The sequence below is a fragment of the Ruegeria lacuscaerulensis genome (assembly GCF_013034745.1).
Classification (GTDB): domain Bacteria; phylum Pseudomonadota; class Alphaproteobacteria; order Rhodobacterales; family Rhodobacteraceae; genus Ruegeria; species Ruegeria lacuscaerulensis_B.
In genome coordinates, this window is sequence record NZ_WQGP01000004.1 from 408,450 (window position 1) to 424,093 (window position 15,644).

Below are 15,644 nucleotides of genomic sequence, written 5' to 3' on the forward strand. Positions count from 1 at the left end.
TCCCGCCCTGCGTTCCTAGGTTGTGCTCAAAGGAGAGTTTCATGACCAACCCGATCCTGTCCGACTGGACCACACCGTTTGAAATCGCGCCCTTCGACACGATTGCCGACACCGATTTCGCGCCCGCGCTGGATGCGGCCTTGCAGGCGCATAACGCGCAGATCGCCGCCATCGCGGACAACCCCGACGCGCCCAGCTTTGCCAATACGGTTGAGGCGCTTGAGGCTGCGGGTGAGCAATTGGACAAGGTCCTGTCCGTCTTCTTCACTGTGGCCGGGGCTGACAGCAACCCGGCGCGAGAAGAGCTGCAGCGTGACTTCTCGCCCAAACTAGCGGCGCATTTCTCAGGCATTTCGTCGAACAAGGCGTTGTTTCAGCGGGTGGCCGATCTGTGGGCGCGCAAGGATGATCTGGGCCTGACGGACGAACAGGCGCGGGTGTTGATGTTGACCCATCGTGGCTTCGTTCGCGCAGGCGCGGCGCTGACCGGGGATGCAGACGCGCGGATGCAGGAAATCAAGGCGCGGCTGGCCTCGCTGGGTACATCCTTTACCCAGAACCTGCTGGCGGATGAGCGTGAGTGGTTCATGGACCTGTCCGAGGATGATCTGGAAGGTCTACCAGATTTCGTCGTGGATGCGGCCCGCGCTGCCGGGCAGGAAAAGGGTGTAGATGGTCCCGTTGTCACCCTGTCCCGCTCGATCATCGTCCCATTCCTGCAATTCTCGCCCCGCCGCGATCTGCGCGAGGTGGCCTATAAGGCCTGGACTGCGCGTGGCGCGAATGGGGGCAAGACGGATAACCGCGAAAATGCCGCCGAAATCCTCAGCCTTCGCCAAGAGCGCGCCAAGCTTCTGGGCTATGACAATTTCGCGGCCTACAAGCTGGAAACCGAGATGGCCCGCACGCCGGACAAGGTGCGTGACCTGCTGATGCAGGTCTGGGAACCCGCCAAGGCCCGCGCCGATGCGGACGCCGAGATTCTGACGCAGATGATGCAGGCGGATGGGGTCAATGGCCCACTGGCCGCGTGGGATTGGCGCTACTACGCCGAGAAACGCCGCAAGGCCGAGCATGATCTGGATGAGGCGGCGCTGAAACCCTACCTGCAGCTGGACCGGATGATCGAGGCCGCCTTTGCCTGTGCCAACCGCTTGTTCGGGTTGGAGTTCGGGCCGCTGGACGTGCCGCTCTACCACCCCGATTGCCGCGCTTGGGAGGTCACGCGCAATGGTCAGCATATCGCGGTGTTCATCGGGGATTACTTCGCGCGGGGCTCCAAGCGATCCGGCGCGTGGTGCAGCGCGATGCGGTCTCAGGCCAAGTTTCCCAAGGTGCAGGCTCCGGTCGTGATCAATGTCTGCAATTTTGCTAAGGGCGATCCGGCGCTGCTGTCTTATGATGACGCCCGGACGCTATTTCATGAATTCGGCCATGCGCTGCATCAGATGCTGTCGGATGTGACTTATGAAAGCATATCGGGTACGTCTGTCGCGCGTGATTTCGTAGAACTGCCCAGCCAGCTTTACGAACACTGGTTGGAAGTGCCCGAAGTTCTGGCCGAGTTCGCCACCCATGCCGAAACCGGCGCGCCGATGCCGCAAGACATGCTGGACAAGGTGCTTAAGGCCGCCAATTTCGATCAGGGGTTTCAGACGGTCGAATATGTCGCCTCGGCGCTGGTCGATCTGGAGTTCCATGACGGCGCGGCCCCGGTGGACCCGATGGCAAAACAAGCGCAGGTGCTGGACGGTCTTGGGATGCCTCCGGCCATCGGGATGCGCCACGCCACCCCGCATTTCGCGCATGTCTTTGCGGGCGACGGCTATAGCGCGGGCTATTACAGCTATATGTGGTCCGAGGTCATGGACGCCGACGCCTTCGCCGCCTTTGAAGAGGCCGGTGGCGCATTCGATCCCGACCGCGCCAAGGCGCTGGAGGAGAACATCCTGTCCACCGGAGGCTCCCGCGAGGCCGAAGACCTGTATCTGGCCTTCCGGGGCCGGTTGCCGGGGGTCGAGGCGTTGCTGAAAGGGCGCGGGCTAGTAGCCTAAAGCGCGGTCGACGAGGTGCAGGTAGGGTTCACCCGCCTCACCGCGTTGAATGTTTTCAACGATCACCTGCGCGGCTGTCACTGGCCGCGTTTCCGAGGCGATATGCGGCGTGACCGTCACGTTCGGATGCGCCCAATAAGGGTGGTCGATTGGCAAGGGTTCAACCCGGAACACGTCCAGCGTGGCGTGGCCGATTTGTCCGGCGTTCAGCGCATCCAGCAGGGCGCTGTCGTCGATGAGAGGGCCTCGGCCCGGATTGATCAGACATGCGCCCTTAGGCAGCAGGGCGAGAGTTTCCGCGTTCAACAGGTTCTCGGTCGCCGGTGTGTCGGGCAGCAGCAGAACGACGATTTCAGCTGTGGTCAGCGCCGCGCGTAGCCCGTCTTCGCCGTGCAGGCAGGTGACACCGGGGATGTCCTTGGGCGACCGACTCCAGCCCGTGACGTTGAAACCCAATACAGCAAGTGCCCGCGCGGATGCCTCGCCCAACATGCCAAGGCCCAGTATGCAGACGGTGCGTTCAGGGGCCAGCGGTGGGGCCTCGGGTGTCCATGTGCCGTCCTGAACAGTGATATGGCGGTCCATTCCAAGATGGTATCGCAGCGCGTGGCCGACCACCCATTCGGTCATGCCTTGCGTCAGGCCGAAATCCACCATTCTAGCGAGGGGAACGGTTAGGGTCGCGTTATCTGCGATGCTTTCGACCCCGGCCCACAGGCTGAGCACGGCCTTCAGCCGCGAATACGGCGTGAAGTCCAATAGCCCACCGTTTGGCGCATAGACCACGTAATCGACCTGATCCGGGTCCATCTGCGTTCCGATTGCCGCATCCACCCCCGCATTGGTCAAGCCGTCTGACAAGAGGGGTTCATACACGGGCCACAATTCAGGGCGCGCGGAAAACAGGACGTTCACGGGCATCGGAGGCCTTTCAAATCAGCGAGGACGATGGATATGCGCGCTTTGCACAATACCGAAGGCCGCCATCAGGACAAGCATGGCCGAGCCGCCATAGCTGACCATTGGCAGGGGCACACCCACGACCGGGGCCAGTCCCATCACCATCGACATGTTCACCGCGAAGAACAGGAAGAAGTTCAGCGCGATGCCCAGCGTCACCAGCGACGAAAACCGGTCCTTGGTCGACAACGCCGTCACCAGACAGAACACGATGATCAGGCCATAAAGGATCAACAGGGTAATGCCACCGACAAAGCCGAACTCCTCGGCCAATGTGGTGAAGATGAAATCGGTATGTTTTTCCGGCAGGAAGTTCAGCCGCGATTGCGTGCCCTGCATGAAGCCGCGCCCGTTCCAACCACCTGATCCAAGCGCGATTTTGGACTGAGTAATGTGATAGCCCGCGCCCAGCGGGTCGGTGGAGGGGTCTAGAAAGGTATCAATCCGGCGGAATTGGTAGTCCTTAAGCAACTGCCACTCGGTTCCGCGGCTGTTGAAAACGGTTGCGATCAGCCCGACCACGGCGGCGATGACAGCGGCGAAATAGGCCCAGTGGACCCCTGCCAGAAACATCATCCCGCCTCCAGCCGCCAGCAACAGGATCGAGGTGCCAAGGTCGGGTTGTTTCAGCACGAAGAACACGGGGATCAGGATCAGGATCACCGGAAGGATCACCCACAGCGGGCGCGAGGTTTTGTGCGAGGGCAGCCAGTCGTAATAGGCGGCCAGCACCATCACAAGGGCGACCTTCATCACCTCGGACGGTTGCAGGCGCATGAAACCAAGGTCGATCCAGCGCTGTGCGCCCATGCCAATCGTCCCGAACAGCTCGACCACGATCAGCAGGCCAATTGAGCCCAGATAGGCCAGAACCGACATGTTGCGCCAGAACCAGATGGGGACAAGCGCGATGATGAACATCACCGTCAGGCCCAGCCCGAACCGTTCCATCTGCGGTTCGGCCCATGGGGTCCATGACCCGCCTGCGACCGAGAACAGCATCAAGAACCCAGCACTGGCCACGCTGATCAGCAGCAGGGTCAGGGGCCAGTTCATATACAAGAACTTGCGGAACCCCGAGGGCGTGGATTTGACCGTATATTCAAGATAGCTCATGCGCGGTCCTTTTCGGACGGGCGCGCTTTGGGACGGCGATCGCCTTCAAGCTTCTTTTGCAGTTCCTTGATCCGGTCGCGGTCTGCCACCGGATAGGCGTCCAACGGCGGCGTTCCATTATAGAGCGCCTGTAACATGATATCCCTCGCCACAGGGGCTGCGGCTTTCGACCCGCCGCCGCCATGTTCCACCACCACGGCAATCGCGTATTTCGGCTTGTCATAGGGCGCGAAGCTGACAAACAGAGCATGGTCTCGACGCTCCCACGGCAGGTCTTCGTTGCGGATGACGCCGGCGGCACGTTCGGCCTTAGTGATGTTGCGCACCTGGCTGGTGCCGGTTTTGCCCGCCATTCGGAAATCATCGGCTATGATGCGGCTGCGATAAGCTGTACCGCGCCGGTCATTCGATACCGTCCACATCGCCTGCCGAACTTGTTCCAGATTACGCGGGTTGACGTCCAGCGGCTCACCTGCGCCCGAGGGTTGCTCGACCCCGTTCATCGACCGAACAAGACGCGGCGAGACAGATCGCCCGGTCGCAATCCGTGCGGTCATCACGGCCAGTTGCAGCGGCGAGGCCAGCATGAACCCTTGACCGATCGAGGCATTGGCCGTGTCACCCACCAGCCATTCCTGCCCATGCACACGCCGCTTCCAGTCTTGATTGGGCGCCAGCCCGGCGGCCACGGCGGACATCGGTATGTCATGCTTGATGCCCAGCCCAAAAGTCCGTGCCATGTCCGAGATTTTGTCGATCCCCGTGCGCAGGGCCACGTCATAGTAATAGACATCGCAACTGCGTTTGAGCGAGGTTTCCAGATCGACTGTGCCATGCCCGCCGCGTTTCCAGCAATGGAACCGGCGGCTGCCAACCTTCAGGTGGCCAGGGCAATAGACGGTGTTCGATGGTCCGATCACTCCGGCCTCCAACGCGGCCATGGCGGTGATCATCTTGAAGGTCGATCCCGGCGGGTAGGTGCCCTGCACGGTCTTGTTGGCCAGCGGGCGGTAATTGTCCTGCGTCAGGGTCCGGTAATCCGCGACCGAGATGCCGCGCACGAACAGGTTGGGATCAAAACTGGGGGCCGAACTTATCGCCCGGATATCGCCGGTTTCGCAGTCGATCACGACCGCAGCGGCGCTTTCGCCCGCCAGACGTGCCTGCGCGTATTGCTGCAGATCGGCATCGACAGACAGTTGCAGATCGGCCCCGGCGGTACCTTCCTGCCGGTCAAGCTCGCGCATGACGCGGCCAGTGGCGTTGACCTCGACTCGTTTGGCCCCGGCCTTACCCCGCAGGCTGATTTCCTGTTTGGCCTCTAGCCCGACCTTGCCGATCTGGAACCGAGGTATGCGCAGCACGGGTTCGGGGTCTTCGATCTGGCTGAGGTCATAGTCGCTGACCGGGCCGACATAGCCAACGACATGGGCGAAGTCCTCGTATCTGGGATATTGTCGTGTCATGCCGACCTCGGGCGTGACACCGGGCAGGGCGGGGGCGTTGACGGCGACTTTCGAGATATCTTCCCACGTGACCTGATCGGCCAGCGTGACCGGCAGGAACGGGGCCGAGCGGCGCATCTCGGTCTTGGCGCGCTCGATCTCATCATCGGTCAGCGGGATTAGGTCAGACAGTCTGGCGATAACGGCGTCTACGTCGCCCGCATCCTCGCGCACCATCACGATCCGGTAAGAGGGCGAGTTCTGTCCGATGATCTGCCCGTTGCGGTCGTAAATCCGACCGCGTGTCGGTGGGATCAGGCGGATGTTGATGCGGTTTTCTTCGGCCAGCAGGCGGTATTCATCCGCTTGATCCACCTGCATATACCGCATCCGTGCGGCCAGACCGCCAATAAACACGGCCTGCAATCCGCCAAGAACAAAGGCGCGACGGGGCAGTCTTTTATAGGCCAAACCCTGCGATTTCTGTTTGCGTGGCTTCATGGGCGGGCTCCTACTGCGCCGGACTCCGAGGTCGAAACCCGCCGCACGCCGAATCCGCTCTGGCTGAGCAGAACAATCAGCGGATAAACCGCAATCGTCAGAACCACTTGTATCACGACCGGACCCAATGCTGCCTGTTGCACGGACAGAATAGCAAGAATGACGCGGTTGAGGGCAAAAACAGCCGTGATGACGACGGCGGCGCTGGTCCATTCGCCCATGAACCCGGCGTCACGTAGGCCGGGTGCTGCGTTGCGCAGATAGGACGCGCCCATCACAACCAGCGCGGCCAGCAGACCCGGAGGACGTTGCAGCAGCAGATCGGCCAGCAACATCACCACCGCGATCAGAGGGATGGGCACAAACTCGGGACGCCGCAACACCCAGGCGAATGTCAGCGCAATTATCAGATCAGGAAAGGGCCAGCGATCTGGCCGCGCGTTCAGTGGCAGCAGATGAAAAAACAGGATCAGAAGGGCCAGAAACAGATACAAGCCGCGTTTGGCCCAAAGCTGCGAAGTCTGACTATCCATCGCCGACCTCCGATGGGGTCAGGGCCGCTTCGGGGCGTCTGGGGCCGACGACATCGCCGGAATCTTCGATACGTGGAGCCGAATGGAAGCGCAGCACGCGCAAAAATTCCAGTCGCTCGAAATCGGCGGACAGGCGCACACGTAGGCGCCCACCGGGGTCGGCGGCGATCTGTCCGATCAGCAGGCCGCCAGGAAACACCCCGCCATCGCCCGAGGTCACGACCCGATCACCCGGTCGTACAAGCTCGCGGTTTTCCAGGAATTCCACAGCGGGCGAAGGCGTATTGTCGCCGGTGATCAGCGCGGTTTGACCCGAAGGCTGGATCGTCGCCGGAATGGCGCTTGACGCATCAGTCAGCAGAATGACCCGCGCTGTATCGGGGCCGACTCCGGAAATGCGCCCGACGACGCCGATCCCGTCCATCGTGGCCCAGCCATCCATGATGCCGTCCCGTTCGCCCACATTCAGCAACACCGATTGCCTGAAGGGCGAGCCGCTATCGGCCATCACAACCCCGGTAATATAGGTCAAGCGCGGGTCAAGCCGCACATTGTTAAGGTCCAGCAGGCGCGCGTTTTCCTGTTCAAGCTGTAGCGCGGCCTCTTTCCAGGCCCGCATCAGGCGCAATTCGCTGCGCAGCTCCTGGTTCTGTGCGCTCAGCCGCTGATAGCTTTGGAAATCGCGGACAAGGTTTACAACTGCGGTGACTGGCACCATCGCCCATTCCATCGACGGCACCACGCGGTCCACCACCTGCGCGCGAAACCGCTCGACCCGAGGGCTGTCAATGCGCCAGACCAGAAAGATTCCCAGCAAGCAAAGCACCACGATCCCCAACAGCAGGCGGCGCAGAGGGGCCGTGTATTCATCGCGCTGTGATCGGTCGTTTGCCACAGGTTACCTTCCCGTGCTGCTCTTGCCCGAGTTTTCACCCCGAAAGGGTGCGCGCCTTAGCTTTCGTAGTCAATCGCGTGGCGCAGTTGTTTTTCATATTCCAGCGCTTTGCCGGTGCCCAAAGCCACACAATTCAGGCTTTCATCGGCAATCGACACAGCCAGACCAGTCTGTTCGCGCAGGGCAAGGTCCAGATCGCCCAGCAGCGCGCCGCCGCCGGTCAGCATCACGCCCCGGTCCACGATGTCGGCGGCCAGATCGGGCGGTGTGGTTTCCAATGCTGTCATTACCGCCTCGCAAATCTGTTGGACGGGTTCCGACAGAGCCTCGGCGACCTGAGCCTGGCTGATCTCAATCTCTTTGGGTACGCCGTTAAGCAGGTCACGGCCCCGGATATGCATCGACTGGCCACGACCGTCGTCAGGCATCCGGGCAGTGCCGATGGTGGTCTTAATGCGTTCAGCGGTGGATTCGCCCACGAGAAGGTTCTGCTGACGGCGCAGATACGAGATGATCGCCTCATCCATTCGGTCTCCGCCCACGCGGACCGAGCGCGCATAGACGATGTCGCCCAGCGACAGAACCGCAACCTCGGTGGTGCCGCCGCCGATATCAACGACCATGTTGCCGGTCGGGTCGGTGATCGGCATGCCTGCACCAATGGCGGCTGCAATCGGTTCGGCAATCAGGCCCGCGCGGCGCGCACCTGCCGACAGAACCGACTGACGGATCGCACGCTTTTCTACGGGGGTCGCACCGTGTGGGACGCAGACGATGATCTTGGGCTTCGAGAAGGTAGACCGTTTATGCACCTTGCGGATGAAGTGCTTGATCATTTCCTCGGCAGTGTCGAAATCAGCAATCACGCCTTCACGCATCGGACGGATCGCCTCGATCGAACCGGGGGTTCGGCCCAGCATCAGCTTGGCGTCCTCGCCGACGGCCAGCACCTTTTTGACACCGTCCTTGACGTGATAGGCGACAACCGAAGGCTCCGACAGGATCACACCGCGCCCTTTGACATAAACCAGCGTGTTTGCCGTCCCAAGGTCGATGGCCATGTCCGCTGTGAACAAGCCGCCCAGATTGCCAAAGATTCCCATGCTTTTAATGATCCCGTTCGTCAAAATTACCACTGCCCGCGACTCGACGGTTCCGGGACGGATGTCTTATAGGGTGCCATCTCGCCCGGTAAAAGGGCTGATTCCGCGTCAATCAGCACCTTTCCGCCTTATTGATAGGGACTTTAGAAGGCAACATGCTCTCATATCAACATATTTACCATGCTGGAAATCTGGCTGACGTGCAAAAGCACGCTTTGCTGGCGTGGATGCTGGATTATCTGGCGCGCAAGGACAAACCCCTGACCTATGTCGAGACTCATTCGGGGCGGGGTTTGTACAAGCTGGACGCTGCTGAAGCGGTCCGCACCGGCGAGGCCGCTGCAGGAATTGAGCGCGCGCGGCGTGACGGGTGGTTTGGTGCTGATCATCCTTTGTCGAAGGCGTTGTCCAGCGTTCAGGCAACGCACGGGGCGCAGGCATATGCGGGATCGCCCCTGATTGCGGGCAATTTGCTGCGTGATCACGACAGTTTGCATCTGGCTGAAATGCATCCGCAGGAATATGAGGCGCTCTCACTGGCCGTTTCGCGGTTCGGAGCGAAGGTCTACAAGCAGGACGGCTATCCGCTGGCGCATTCATTGCTGCCGCCTACCCCTCGGCGGGGTTTGCTGCTGATCGATCCAAGCTATGAGGTGAAATCGGAATATGACCGCCTGCCGGGGTTCATTTCCAAGGTGCACCGAAAGTGGAATGTTGGGGTCATCGCGTTGTGGTATCCGATCTTGACCGATGGGCGACACAAGCCGATGATTGCGGCGCTGCGGGCGCAAACCCTGCCCAAAGCAGCATGCCACGAGGTGCGCTTTCCAGCCGCGCGCGAGGGGCACCGTATGATCGGGTCGGGAATGTTCATTGTGAACGCACCGTTTGGCATTCAGGACGAGTTTATGCGCCTATCCACCTTGTTTGAGCGGTTGTAGAAAGCCCTCCCGCCCCGATTGCCAGCATCAAAGATGCCGTCAATCGAGTTGGGCCCGGCAGCGCGCCGCAGGCGCGCTGCCGGGCCCAAAACCCAAGAAGGGTCGGCGAAGCCGGGCCGCCGCGGGTGCGGGAGCCTCTGCGCTCTCAGACGATCAGGTCAGGTCCTTGTAGCTGATCTCACGTGCATCCGCGCCCGGACCGGCCTTTTCGCGTCGCATGATCAGGCGGTTCAGCGCGTGGATATAGGCTTTAGCCGAGGCAACGACGGTATCGGTGTTGGCCGATTGACCGGTTGCAATCATGCCATCCTCTTCCAGCCGCACCGAGACTGTGGCCTGGGCGTCTGTGCCTTCGGTCACCGCGTGCACTTGGTACAATTGCAGATGCGCCTTGTTGGGATAGATCGCACGGATTGCCTTGAAGGTCGCATCAACCGGCCCATCGCCGTGTTCTGTGGCGATGATGTCCTTGCCGTCCATCTCAAGTTCGACCGTCGATTCCGCCTGACCGCCTGTGCCGCAAGTCACTTTCATCGACACCAGTTGCAGATAGTCGTCATGCTCATCCATGGTCATCAGCGCGATGAGATCGTCGTCAAAGACTTCTTTCTTGCGGTCGGCCAGATCCTTGAACCGAACAAAGATGTCCTTCAGCTGGTTGTCGCCAACATCAAAGCCTAAGGTTTCCAGCTTGTCACGCAAGGCCGCGCGGCCTGAGTGTTTGCCCAGGGGCAAAGACGTGCCGGACAAACCGATATCTTCAGGGCGCATGATCTCGAAGTTTTCGCGGTTCTTCAGCATCCCGTCCTGATGGATGCCGCTTTCATGCGCAAAGGCGTTCTTGCCGACAATCGCCTTGTTGAACTGCACGTTGAAGCCCGACACCGTCGCCACACGGCGCGAGATATGCATGATCTTGGTGGTGTCGATACCCGTGTGCCACGGCATGATGTCATTGCGGGTGCGCAGTGCCATGACGACCTCTTCCAGCGCGGTGTTGCCCGCGCGTTCCCCCAGACCGTTGATGGTACATTCGATCTGTCGCGCTCCGCCCGCGACGGCGGCCAGCGAGTTTGCAGTCGCCATGCCGAGGTCGTTGTGGCAGTGGGTGGCGAAGATCACCTCATCCGCGCCCGGTACGGTCTCGATCAGGCGCTTGATCAGGTCGGCGCTTTCCACCGGCGCGGTATAACCCACCGTGTCGGGGATGTTGATCGTGGTCGCGCCCGCCTTGATCGCAATCTCGATCACGCGGCACAGGTAATCCCACTCGGTCCGCGTGGCGTCCATCGGTGACCACTGCACGTTGTCGCACAGATTGCGCGCGTGGCTAACCGTTTCGTGGATTTTATCGGCCATCTCGTCCATCGTCAGGTTCGGAATGGCGCGGTGCAGCGGAGAGGTGCCGATGAAGGTGTGAATGCGGTTTTGCCGTGCGTGTTTAACGGCGTCCCAGCAGCGGTCAATGTCTGCGAAATTGGCGCGGGCCAGACCGCAGATGCGGCTGTTTTTCGACCGCTCGGCAATTTCGCTGACGGCCTTGAAATCACCTTCAGAGGCGATGGGGAAGCCTGCTTCGATGATGTCGACGCCCATTTCGTCCAGCAGCTCGGCAATTTCGAGCTTTTCGTTATGGGTCATGGTTGCGCCGGGGCTTTGTTCGCCGTCGCGCAAAGTGGTGTCAAAGATCAAGACGCGGTCTTGGTCGGTCACGTTGGTCATGGGAATCTCTTTCTTCTTCTGTCCTAAAGCCTATGGCGCGCGGGCGTCCTCCTCTGAGCGGGCGCGCCGGATGGCACGCTCAGAGGCGGATTAGGATCAGTAGGCCACGCAGCCACGTACCGCGAAGGGCGGTGTCGGCAACAAGGATATCTGCGTGGTTGATCATGGGATTGAGGTTATACAGTGCGGAACGCGAATGAAAAGACGGAATTTACAGGTCTTACACGCGCAGGGACGTTTTTTGCGATGCGTTGAAGTAAGCGCTTGGGCTGCTAGGTGATCGGCTATGAAAAAAGCACTCATCATTGGCGCGTCGGGCGGGATCGGATCGGCGCTTTGTAGGCGGTTGGAGAAACAATCGGTCGCGGTAACAGGTTTGTCCCGGTCTTCGGTTGGGTTTGACCTGACCAAGCCAGACACCGTCAGTACCGCTCTGGCAGCGCTTGAAGGACCCTATGACCTGATCTTCGTTGCGTCTGGTGCGCTTGAAATCAACGGGGCTGAGCCGGAAAAGACGATCCGCGCTTTGTCAGCCAAGGCGATGATGGATCAGTTTGCCTTGAACGCGGTGGGGCCAGCTTTGGTTTTGGCACAAGCTGCGCGGTTGTTGCCGCGGGACCGGCGGGCCGTCGTGGCGGTGCTGTCGGCGCGGGTCGGGTCGATTGGCGACAACCGTCTGGGCGGGTGGATCAGCTACCGCGCGGCCAAAGCTGCTGTGAATCAGATCGTTCATACCTCGGCGATCGAACTGGCGCGGACACACAAGCAGGCGGTATGCGTTTCGCTGCATCCCGGCACGGTGCGCACTGAGTTCACTCGAAAATACGCAGGACGCCACGCGACCGTTGAACCAGACGAAGCCGCGCAGAATTTGCTGTCAGTGATCGAGGCGCTGGCCCCGGACGATACAGGTGGTTTTTTCGATTGGGCCGGGCAGCCGGTGCCTTGGTGAACCTAGCCGTCCGAAGGCGCGTCGGATGTGGTGTTTTCGGCCGGTGCAGCCTCGGGCTCGGCGGCGGTTTTGCCCGGTAGGACACCGTTTTCCCACACGCCTGATTCTTCTTGGCCGTTGGCATAGCGCATGGTTCCGTCGCCGTGGCGTTTGTTGTCCAGAAAGCCACCCTCATAGACGTCGCCCGTGGCATAGGTGGCGATCCCAGTGCCGCTGATTTTGCCACCCGCCCAATCGCCGGTATAGGTAAACCCACGGGGAGTGGTGATCGATCCGAGCCCTTCGCGGACGCCATCTACGAATTCGCCTTCGTACACGGTTCCATCCGGGAAGCTGGCGCGCCCTTTGCCGTGGCGGGCGCCCTCGATCCAATCGCCCTCGTACGTATAGCCGTTGGCAAAGGTCAGAACGCCGGTGCCATGGCTGAGGCCGTTTTTGAACTCACCCGAATACACGACGCCGTTGGGGTAGGTTGCCTTGCCGGTGCCTTCGAAGATGCCTGCGATCCAGTCGCCCTCGTAGATGATGCCGTCCGGGTAGGTGTGCAGCCCTTTGCCATGGGGCAGGTCGGCGCTGAAGTCACCCACATAGGTGGAACCGTCGGGATAGGTCATCTCGCCAAAGCCTTCGATCTGCCCGTCCTGCCATTCGCCGGTATATTCAAAACCGTCCGTGCCCACGAACCGGCCTTTGCCGTGGCGGCGGTCGTCGGTGTAGTCGCCCTCATAGGTCGCGCCATTGGCGTAGGTGGCCTTGCCCTTGCCCTGACGCCGCCCGTCGACCAGATCGCCTTCGTAGACGTCACCGTTGGCCTGTACCATGCGCCCCTTGCCGGTCATGCGATCCTGCACCCAGTTCCCGGTATAGGTCATGCCGTCGGGCACAGTCAGCGTACCCTGTCCATGGCGCACACCATTGTCGATGTCGCCCTCATAAACGCTGCCTTGGGTCGAGGTGATCTTGGCCTTGCCCTGTTTCGCGCCCTCAACCCAGTCGCCCTCATAGATATATCCGCTGGGGTCGGTCAGAGTTCCTTTGCCGTGGTACTGCGCCTGCTTGAACCCGCCTTCATAACGCGCGCCATTGGCATAGGTGGCAATGCCTTGCCCGTTGATCGTGCCATCAGACCATTCGCCCTCATAGCTGCCACCATCGGGATAGATGATCCGGCCGCGCCCTTCCGGCTGACCCTTTGCAAACGCGCCGTCATAGATTGACCCGTTCGCATAGCGGGCAATACCCCGGCCTTGAATTTCACCTTCGGACCACTCGCCCTCATATTCGAAGCCGTCGGGCAGGCGATAAGTGCCGGTGCCGTGCCGTAGCCCGTTCAGGAAAGTGCCTTCATAGACGCCGCCAACCTCATCATCCGCAATGATGACCTGCCCGTCCTGCGCACTGGCGGGCAAGACCAACAGGGCCATCGCGGTAGCGGCGATTGAGGTGCGGATGACGTTCATAGGGTTTTCCTGCCTGCGGGTGGTTGTTCTACAGCGCAAAACTAAGATACCGCCGGGGGCAGGGCAACGGGTTTTGCCGCATTTGCCTTTTCCTCGCGGTGCGATCTGGTAAATGGCATAGGAACTGACGAGGGCAAGAGGGCACCATGGCCGACCGTTTCCGCATCACTCTGGCGCAACTCAACCCTGTTGTAGGGGATATCGAGGGCAACGCGGCCAAGGCCGTCGCGGCATGGGAACAGGCGCGCGAAGCAGGCGCGGACATGATTGCCTTCCCCGAGATGTTCATCACCGGCTACAATACGCAGGATCTGGTGATGAAGCCCAGCTTTCACCGCGCCGCCATGGCTGCGGTCGAGGCATTGGCCGCCCAATGCGCCGACGGCCCTGCGCTGGCGATCGGCGGGCCATGGGTCGAGGATGACAACCTGTATAACGCCTACCTGATCCTCAAGGGCGGCAAGGTCGGCAGCAAGGTGCTGAAGCATCATTTGCCGAACGAAACGGTCTTTGACGAGGTTCGCCTGTATGATTCCGGCCCGTTGGGCGGACCGTATTCGGTGGGCAATACGCGGATCGGCAGCCCGATTTGCGAGGATGGTTGGCATCCGGATGTCGCGGAAACTCTGGAAGAGACCGGGGCCGAGTTTCTGTTGATTCCCAATGGCTCGCCCTATTTCCGCAACAAATACGACGTGCGCCTCAATCATATGGTGGCGCGCGTGGTCGAGACCGGCCTGCCGCTGATTTACCTCAACATGGTTGGCGGTCAGGACGATCAGGTCTTTGACGGCGGCACGTTTGGCCTGAACCCCGGCGGCGCGCTGGCCTTTCGGATGCCTGTGTTTGACGAGGCCGTTACCCATATCGATCTTGAGCGGGGCGATGAGGGGTGGCGGATCGTTCCGGCCGAGGTCGCGCCTCAGCCAGATGAATGGGAGCAGGACTATCGCGCGATGGTGCAGTCCTTGCGCGACTATATGGGGAAGACCGGGTTCAAAAAGGCGCTGCTTGGTCTGTCAGGTGGGGTTGATTCCGCTTTGGTCGCAGCAATTGCGGTGGATGCGATTGGGTCCGAGAATGTCCGCTGTGTGATGTTGCCGTCAGAATATACCAGTCAGGGTTCATTGGACGATGCAGAGGCCGTCGCCAAGGCACTGGGCGTGCACTATGACTACGTGCCCATCTCGGACAGTCGCGCCGCCGTGACGGACACTTTGGCCCCGTTGTTTGCCGGGCGTGACGCAGACTTGACCGAGGAAAACGTCCAGTCGCGTTTGCGTGGGCTGCTGTTGATGGCGATTTCGAACAAGTTTAGCGAGATGTTGCTGACCACCGGGAACAAATCCGAGGTCGCGGTGGGATATGCCACGATCTATGGCGACATGAATGGCGGGTACAACCCCATCAAGGACCTTTACAAAACCCGTGTCTTTCAGACCTGCCGCTGGCGCAATGAAAACCACCACGACTGGATGATGGGGCCGGAGGGCGAGGTCATTCGGTCCTCGGTCATCGACAAGCCCCCCAGCGCGGAATTGCGGGCGGATCAGAAAGACAGCGACAGCCTGCCGGACTATCCCGAGCTGGATGCAATCCTTGAAATTCTGGTCGACGGCGAAGGCTCGGTCGCGGATTGCGTTGAGGCCGGGTTTGATGCCGCTACTGCGCGCCGGGTTGAGCATCTGATCTATATCAGCGAATACAAGCGGTTCCAGTCAGCCCCCGGAACGCGGCTGACCAGCCGGGCTTTCTGGCTGGATCGCAGGTATCCAATCGTAAATCGCTGGCGCGACCCGTCCTGAGTCGCCTGCCGCTGCGGCGCCTGCAGATCGTATCGTATCTGTAATCAATGCCGCGGCTAGGGTGGCATTGTCTGCAATTCGTCGTGCGATGGGTTGCAAGTTGATCTTTTCTCAAGGGCTTGCTTGAGCGCGCGCCATTTTTCCGACACATTTTTGC

General features: G+C 60.7%; 12 protein-coding genes. 4 read left to right on the plus strand and 8 right to left on the minus strand.

What is annotated here, in order from left to right:
- Positions 1-41 precede the first annotated feature (41 nt).
- On the plus strand, positions 42-2,054 hold the full coding sequence (locus GOV79_RS10640; protein WP_170789759.1) for a M3 family metallopeptidase: 2,013 nt from the start codon (positions 42-44) through the stop codon (positions 2,052-2,054).
- Here the strand turns inward: GOV79_RS10640 and GOV79_RS10645 are convergent.
- The 6 genes from GOV79_RS10645 to GOV79_RS10670 are packed head-to-tail and all read right to left on the minus strand — an operon-like array spanning position 2,043 to position 8,607.
- Positions 2,043-2,975, minus strand: a complete 933-nt coding sequence (locus GOV79_RS10645) for a 2-hydroxyacid dehydrogenase (RefSeq protein WP_170789760.1) — start codon at positions 2,973-2,975, stop codon at positions 2,043-2,045. The genes GOV79_RS10640 and GOV79_RS10645 overlap by 12 nt on opposite strands.
- A gap of 15 nt (positions 2,976-2,990) precedes the next feature.
- The gene (rodA, locus tag GOV79_RS10650) at positions 2,991-4,130 is read right to left on the minus strand and encodes a rod shape-determining protein RodA (RefSeq protein WP_170784822.1); all 1,140 of its coding nucleotides are present in this window, start codon (positions 4,128-4,130) and stop codon (positions 2,991-2,993) included.
- Positions 4,127-6,076 (minus strand): penicillin-binding protein 2, encoded by a 1,950-nt coding sequence (gene mrdA / locus GOV79_RS10655; protein ID WP_170772450.1) that lies wholly within the window; start codon positions 6,074-6,076, stop codon positions 4,127-4,129. The genes rodA and mrdA overlap by 4 nt, the downstream gene beginning before the upstream one ends.
- Positions 6,073-6,609, minus strand: coding sequence for a rod shape-determining protein MreD (locus GOV79_RS10660; RefSeq protein WP_170784820.1), 537 nt, complete (start codon positions 6,607-6,609; stop codon positions 6,073-6,075). Before GOV79_RS10660 ends, mrdA begins: the two co-directional genes overlap by 4 nt.
- Positions 6,602-7,504 carry a rod shape-determining protein MreC gene (mreC, locus tag GOV79_RS10665; RefSeq protein WP_170784818.1) on the minus strand — a complete coding sequence of 301 codons (903 nt, stop codon included), beginning with the start codon at positions 7,502-7,504 and terminating at the stop codon, positions 6,602-6,604. The genes GOV79_RS10660 and mreC overlap by 8 nt, the downstream gene beginning before the upstream one ends.
- Positions 7,505-7,560: 56 nt before the next feature.
- The gene (locus GOV79_RS10670; protein WP_039523195.1) at positions 7,561-8,607 is read right to left on the minus strand and encodes a rod shape-determining protein; all 1,047 of its coding nucleotides are present in this window, start codon (positions 8,605-8,607) and stop codon (positions 7,561-7,563) included.
- Between the two features lie 155 nt (positions 8,608-8,762).
- Here GOV79_RS10670 and rlmJ point away from each other — a divergent pair, with 155 nt between their 5' ends.
- The gene (gene rlmJ, locus GOV79_RS10675; protein WP_170789761.1) at positions 8,763-9,548 is read left to right on the plus strand and encodes a 23S rRNA (adenine(2030)-N(6))-methyltransferase RlmJ; all 786 of its coding nucleotides are present in this window, start codon (positions 8,763-8,765) and stop codon (positions 9,546-9,548) included.
- Between the two features lie 153 nt (positions 9,549-9,701).
- Here rlmJ and GOV79_RS10680 read toward each other — a convergent pair whose 3' ends face one another.
- Complete coding sequence (locus tag GOV79_RS10680; protein ID WP_170772442.1) at positions 9,702-11,270, minus strand: 2-isopropylmalate synthase; 1,569 nt, start codon at positions 11,268-11,270, stop codon at positions 9,702-9,704.
- A 286-nt stretch (positions 11,271-11,556) separates the two neighbouring features.
- On the opposite strand from GOV79_RS10680, the gene GOV79_RS10685 reads away from it, so the two are divergent.
- The gene (locus GOV79_RS10685; RefSeq protein WP_170789762.1) at positions 11,557-12,222 is read left to right on the plus strand and encodes an SDR family NAD(P)-dependent oxidoreductase; all 666 of its coding nucleotides are present in this window, start codon (positions 11,557-11,559) and stop codon (positions 12,220-12,222) included.
- 2 nt (positions 12,223-12,224) lie between these two features.
- On the opposite strand, the gene GOV79_RS10690 is transcribed toward GOV79_RS10685, so the two are convergent.
- Positions 12,225-13,682 carry an MORN repeat-containing protein gene (locus GOV79_RS10690; protein ID WP_170789763.1) on the minus strand — a complete coding sequence of 486 codons (1,458 nt, stop codon included), beginning with the start codon at positions 13,680-13,682 and terminating at the stop codon, positions 12,225-12,227.
- 146 nt (positions 13,683-13,828) lie between these two features.
- On the opposite strand from GOV79_RS10690, the gene GOV79_RS10695 reads away from it, so the two are divergent.
- Positions 13,829-15,487 carry an NAD+ synthase gene (locus GOV79_RS10695; protein WP_170789764.1) on the plus strand — a complete coding sequence of 553 codons (1,659 nt, stop codon included), beginning with the start codon at positions 13,829-13,831 and terminating at the stop codon, positions 15,485-15,487.
- Positions 15,488-15,644: the final 157 nt, after the last annotated feature.

Bases quoted from the DNA above. Each gene is read 5' to 3' on its own strand.
- GOV79_RS10640 (WP_170789759.1), top strand. From the start codon at position 42: ATGACCAACCCGATCCTGTCCGACTGGACCACACCGTTTGAAATCGCG.
- GOV79_RS10645 (WP_170789760.1), bottom strand. From the start codon at position 2,975: ATGCCCGTGAACGTCCTGTTTTCCGCGCGCCCTGAATTGTGGCCCGTG.
- rodA (WP_170784822.1), bottom strand. From the start codon at position 4,130: ATGAGCTATCTTGAATATACGGTCAAATCCACGCCCTCGGGGTTCCGC.
- mrdA (WP_170772450.1), bottom strand. From the start codon at position 6,076: ATGAAGCCACGCAAACAGAAATCGCAGGGTTTGGCCTATAAAAGACTG.
- GOV79_RS10660 (WP_170784820.1), bottom strand. From the start codon at position 6,609: ATGGATAGTCAGACTTCGCAGCTTTGGGCCAAACGCGGCTTGTATCTG.
- GOV79_RS10670 (WP_039523195.1), bottom strand. From the start codon at position 8,607: ATGGGAATCTTTGGCAATCTGGGCGGCTTGTTCACAGCGGACATGGCC.
- rlmJ (WP_170789761.1), top strand. From the start codon at position 8,763: ATGCTCTCATATCAACATATTTACCATGCTGGAAATCTGGCTGACGTG.
- GOV79_RS10680 (WP_170772442.1), bottom strand. From the start codon at position 11,270: ATGACCAACGTGACCGACCAAGACCGCGTCTTGATCTTTGACACCACT.
- GOV79_RS10685 (WP_170789762.1), top strand. From the start codon at position 11,557: ATGAAAAAAGCACTCATCATTGGCGCGTCGGGCGGGATCGGATCGGCG.
- GOV79_RS10690 (WP_170789763.1), bottom strand. From the start codon at position 13,682: ATGAACGTCATCCGCACCTCAATCGCCGCTACCGCGATGGCCCTGTTG.
- GOV79_RS10695 (WP_170789764.1), top strand. From the start codon at position 13,829: ATGGCCGACCGTTTCCGCATCACTCTGGCGCAACTCAACCCTGTTGTA.